This is a genomic window from Treponema saccharophilum DSM 2985 (assembly GCF_000255555.1).
GTDB classification, from domain to species: domain Bacteria; phylum Spirochaetota; class Spirochaetia; order Treponematales; family Treponemataceae; genus Treponema_D; species Treponema_D saccharophilum.
This window is the reverse complement of record NZ_AGRW01000017.1, coordinates 1-5,645: the sequence shown is the minus strand read 5'-3', so window position 1 is coordinate 5,645 and position 5,645 is coordinate 1. Positions and strand designations below refer to the sequence as shown.

The following is a 5,645-nucleotide window of genomic DNA, read 5'->3' as shown; positions in this document are numbered from 1 at the left end:
CGTCATTCCCGACAGCGTTACGGAAATCGGCGGGAGTGCGTTCTCTGGCTGCAAGGCGCTTGTGTCCGTGGTCATTCCCGACAGCGTTACGGAAATCGGCAAATGGGCGTTCTATGGCTGCACGTCGCTTGCGTCCGTGGTCATTCCCGAAAGCGTTACGGAAATCGGCGAGTATGCGTTCAGAGACTGCGCGGCGCTTGCGTCGGTGGTCATTCCCGAGGGCGTTACGGAAATCGGCGAGTATGCGTTCTCTGGTTGCACGCCGCTTTCGTCTGTGGAGATTCCGTCGAGCGTTACGGGAATCTACGATGGGGCGTTCTATGGCTGTGCGGCTCTTTCCTCCGTGGTCATTCCCGAAAGCGTTACGGAAATAGGCGAGTGGGCGTTCAATGGCTGCAACATCACGGAACTTTCGCACCCGTGCCTTACGATAAAGGGCGGTGTGGCGATAAAGGACGGCAAAGTGCAATACTGCGCAAGCCAAGCGCGCGAAATCGTCATTCCCGAGGGCGTTACGGAAATCGGCGAGTATGCGTTCAGAGGCTGCGCGGCGCTTGCGTCGGTGGAGATTCCGTCAAGCGTCACGGCAATCGGCGTCTGTGCGTTAGATGACTGCACGGCACTTGCGTCGGTGGAAATTCCCGAGGGCGTTACGAAAATCGGCGTCTGTGCGTTCAGCGGCTGCAAGGCGCTTGTGTCCGTGGTCATTCCCGACAGCGTAACGGAAATCGGCGAGGGGGCGTTCAACTACTGCAAGGCACTCAAGACGGTAACGCTTGCCGATAACCTTGCGAAAGTGAATGCCGACTGGTTCAAGGACTTGCCGGAGGACTGCGAGATTGTCTGCACGGAGGGGAGTGCGGCGTACAAGGCGGTCAAGCGCAGTTCAAGGCTCAAGGCGCACGTCAAGGCACTCGCGCTTGAAACAGCGAAGACCGAGAAAATCAGGCAAATCCAGCAGGTGAGCGCGGACGCATTCATCGGCTCGCTCTTAAAGGACAAGGCGGATTCTTCGTTCGAGATTCTTGCAAGCACAAAGGCGGGAACGGTCGTCCTCGTGCAGATTGCGGAAAACAACGCTGTGTTCAAGCTGGGCGCGGACAGCAGCAAGTGGATGGACAAGGCGAAAAAGGCAGCAGAAATACTCTCCGACAGCACGAAGAGCGGCAGGGAAATATACGACGCGCTTTTGAAAAACAAACTTCCGCTCGCAGAAATCCCCGCGAAAAAGGCGGAGAACCTGACGCTCAAGGCGGGCGCGGACAAGACGGTGCGCCTGTTCTGCAAGGGCAAGGTGAAAGCGTACGGCCACGGCTATGTGTGGCAAGGCTGGACGTGGCATTCCATTTTCTCCAGGGACGTGAGGAGCGCGGAACTGTTCGGCGTTACGGCAATCGTCGAGTGGGCGTTCAGAGGCTACGAGTCGCTTGCCTCCGTGGTCATTCCCGAAAGCGTTACGGAAATCGGCAGTGAGGCGTTCAAGGGCTGCAAGGCGCTTGCGTCGGTGGTCATTCCCGAAAGCGTTACGGAAATCGGCAAGGAGTCGTTCAAGGGCTGCAACATCACGGAACTTTCGCACCCGTGCCTTACGATAAAGGGCGGTGTGGCGATAAAGGACGGCGTGGCGGAATATTGCGCAAGCCAAGCACGCGAAATCGTCATTCCCGACGGCGTTACGGAAATCGGCGGTTATGCGTTCAAGGGCTGCAAGTCGCTTGCGGCGGTGGAAATCCCTGCTGGCGTTACGGCAATCGGCAGGAGTGCGTTCTCTGGCTGCACGTCGCTTGCCTCCGTGGTCATTCCCGAAGGCGTTACGGAAATCGGCGACCAGGCGTTCGGTGGCTGCACGGCACTTGCGTCGGTGGAGTTCGGCGGGACTGTGGCGCAGTGGGAAGCCGTGGAGAAAGGCGACGACTGGCACGGGGGCGTTCCCGCAAAGAGCGTGAAGTGCGCTGACGGCGAATGGCAGAAGCTTGTTGTCCATGTTGAGAACGGTGTCGCCTTGGAATGCCTCGACAGAAATGCGACGAGCGTGACAATTCCCGAGGGCGTCACGGAAATCGGCAAGCAGGCGTTCTGGTTCTGCGAGTCGCTTTCGTCGGTTGTGATTCCGTCAAGCGTCACGGAAATCGGCAAGCAGGCGTTCGAGGGCTGTGAGTCGCTTTCGTCGGTGGAGTTCGGCGGGACTATGGCGCAGTGGAAATCGGTGAAAAAAGGTATTTTCGCTTGGGACAATGACGCTCCCGCAACGACTGTAAAGTGCTCGGACGGCGAGGCGCGGCTGTAGGGGCGGCGCGGCAGGAGGCGCATACGGGCGTCTAACGAGGTCGGAATCCTGCGACCCGCTGCGGGCGGCGTTGTCAAAGCGCGGAAAGCGCAAGGAGAAATTATATGGCGAGAACAGTAAAGCCAAACGAGTATGGGGTGATTACGAGTTGCCCTAAAGACGTGAAAGAAGCGGTAATCCCGGCGGGCGTTACGGCAATCGGCGTGGGGGCGTTCGAGGGCTGCTCGTCGCTTGCGTCGGTGGTCATTCCAGAAAGCGTTACGGCAATCGGCTACAAGGCGTTCGAGGACTGCACGTCGCTTTCGTCCGTTGTGATTCCCGAGGGCGTCAAAAAAATCGGCGGTTATGCGTTCTTTCGCTGCAAGTCGCTGAAGTCGATTTCGCTTCCATCCACGCTCGAAGAAATCGGGAAAGATGTGTTCAAGGGCTGCGATGCTGTGGAAATCATAACGTCGGCTTCCCCCTTGTTTCCGTTCAACGAAAAGACGAGGAAACTCTACGACGCGACTGGAAAGACGAAGAAGGTCATACTCGTGGCAAACGCCGCAAAGGAAGAGGCAAAGCAGGAGAAAATCAAGGAGGTGCAGCTTGCAAGCGCGGGCGCGGTACTCGACTCGATTGTTCAGGCACATCCTGTTACGAACGTGCATGTCAGAAAGAAAGAAAAGGAGTGCTTCATCGTCATTCCTGCAAAGGACGGCGGCATGGAACTCTGCCTTGCAAACTCCAAAGTCCAAAAGTGGATGCAGACGCTTCCCGTTCTGTTGGACAAGGCGGCAAACAACGCCACGGCAGCGGAGCTTCGGGAGTATGCGAAGGCGAACGACCTGCCAGACGCAAGCAGAAAGTACATCACCGTATCAAAGGACGGAAGCGTAAAGAAAAAGAATGCTGAACCCGTCTATCTTGTGATTCCCGAGGGCGTCACGGAAATCAATCGGTGGGCGTTCAGTGGCTGCACGTCGCTTTCATCGGTCGTGATTCCCGAGAGCGTTACGGAAATCGGCGAGAGGGCGTTCAGTGGCTGCGCGGCTCTTGCGTCGGTGGTCATTCCCGACAGCGTTACGAGAATCGACAGTCGTGCGTTCAAGGACTGCACGTCGCTTGCGTCCGTGGTCATTGGCGCGGGCGTTACGAAAATCGGCAGGTGGGCGTTCTCTGGCTGCGCGGCGCTTGCGTCGGTGGTCATTCCCGACAGCGTTACGGAAATCGGCGAGTGGGCGTTCGATGGCTGCAACATCACGGAACTTTCGCACCCGTGCCTTACGATAAAGGGCGGTGTGGCGATAAAGGACGGCAAAGTGCAATACTGCGCAAGCCAAGCGCGCGAAATCGTCATTCCCGAGGGCGTTACGGAAATCGGCGAGTATGCGTTCAATGGCTGCGCGGCTCTTGCCTCCGTGGTCATTCCCGAAAGCGTTACGGAAATCGGCGAGGAGACGTTCAATGGCTGCGCGGCTCTTGCGTCGGTGGTCATTCCCGAAAGCGTTACGAGAATCGGCGGGTATGCGTTCGAGGGCTGCACGGCGCTTGCGTCGGTAGGGATTCCGTCCAGCGTCACGGAAATCGGCTACGGGGCGTTCTCTGGCTGCGAGTCGCTTGCGTCGGTGGAGTTCGGCGGGACTGTGGCGCAGTGGAAAGCCGTGGAGAAAAGCCGCGACTGGCACGAGGACGTTCCCGCAAAGAGCGTGAAGTGCGCGGACGGCAGGGCGCGGCTTTTCAGGACAAAACGGAAACAGACTGCGGAAAGCGGTTTGGTATAAACGGCGCAAAAAGCGCAAAGGAGATTTTAGTATGAGCTATATGGTTTGTTCATATTGCGGAAGGCATTTTTATGGCACCTACTGGCAAAAAGTAGAACATGGCGTTTATGGAGATTATAGCAGTGACAACCGCGTTTTCTGTTGTGAGGGTCATTATGATGCGTTCTATAGGGAAGAGGAGCCGCCGGAAGTTGTTGTTTGCGCGTATTGCGGGGCAAAGCTTATAAAGGATAAATGCGACGATATAGCCACTGCGGACGGTTACTTCTGCGACACAGACTGCAAAAAAGCGTTCTATGACGAGAAGGAACGCCGCGAGCATAAGGCAAAGCTTGAAAAGTTCATATACATTGACGGCGCGTACTACAGCGTGGACAAAAGTACGCTTGTTGAGGTTGACAGAACCGTGCGCGTCCTTGCCGTGCGGGAGGGAACGCTGTTTATCGCAAAAAAAGCGTGCTTTCTATGTGAACAGCTCAAGCGCGTCACATTCCCTAAATCGCTGGAAGAGATTGGGGAGGAGGCGTTTGATTGCTGTCCCGCGCTCACTTCCGTAACATTTGCAAAGGGCGGCAAACTCAAAAAAATCGGCAGGGATTCGTTCGGCTCTTCAGGGCTTACGGAAATAGACATCCCGGAGGGCGTGGAAGAAATCGGACATAGGGCTTTTGCCAACTGTTCTTCCGTAACAATTCCCGCAAGTGTCAAGAAAATCGGCGAGCATGCATTCGACTGCGAATCGCTTACATCGAAAACCTTCAACGGTACGGCAGAACAGTGGGAAGCCGTAAAAAAAGGCAAAAAGTGGGAAGCCGCAGAAAAAGGCAAAAACGGGAACGAAAATATTTCCGCCATAGCTGCCAAGGGTTCCGACGGTGCGGGCGAGGCTAAGACAAAAAGGGAGCTTGTTGCGCGTATGATTCGCGTGATAAAAGAAATGCCCCATCCGTTTCTGAACGAGGATTCCAGCACAGAGGAAGAAGAGCGCAAAGAAGAAACACCGCCCGCCGCAGGGCATAATCTGCGGCAAAAGGAGTTTACAATAAAATGTACAAATTGCGGCGCTGACTTGGCTGACAGCGCGAAGTTCTGCCCGGAGTGCGGAACGAAGGTTGTGCGCGAGGTGTTCTGCGCACAGTGCGGCACAAAACTCTCGGCGGGCGCAAAGTTCTGTCCTGAATGCGGCACGAAAGTGGGTGCGGCGGCAACTCCCGAACCCAAAGCGGAGAGCGCACCCAAAGCAGAAGCGGCGGCGGAGAGCGCACCCAAAGCGGAAGCGCAAAAAGAAAGTTCCCCAAAGGACAACGGCAGCAGCAAGTGGCTCACGATTAATGGCGGCGTTCTTACGGACTGCGACCGCAAGGCAGAAGGCGAGGTCATCATTCCGGAGGGAGTTACGAAAATCGGCAAGGAGGCGTTCAAGGGCTGCGACTCGCTTACCTCCGTGGTCATTCCCGAAAGCGTTACGGAAATCGGCGAGGAGGCGTTCAGAGGCTGCAAGGCACTTGCGGCGGTGGAAATTCCCGAAAGCGTTACGAAAATCGGCGAGGAGGCGTTCAGAGGCTGCGACTCGCTTACCTCCGTGGTCATTCCCA

The 5,645-nt window shown here is 56.5% G+C and carries 3 protein-coding genes; all 3 read left to right on the top strand.

Annotated elements, in window-relative coordinates:
• Window positions 1-2,287 (top strand): leucine-rich repeat domain-containing protein (locus tag TRESADRAFT_RS14735; RefSeq protein ID WP_002701676.1); only part of this gene is annotated, 2,287 nt, incomplete at its 5' end.
• A gap of 104 nt (window positions 2,288-2,391) precedes the next feature.
• A complete protein-coding gene (locus tag TRESADRAFT_RS14730) occupies window positions 2,392-4,050 on the top strand; it encodes a leucine-rich repeat domain-containing protein (protein WP_002701674.1) in 1,659 nt (552 codons plus the stop codon).
• 31 nt (window positions 4,051-4,081) lie between these two features.
• Window positions 4,082-5,645, top strand: a 1,564-nt coding sequence (locus tag TRESADRAFT_RS00160; protein ID WP_002701673.1) for a leucine-rich repeat protein, incomplete at its 3' end; no start/stop codon positions are given.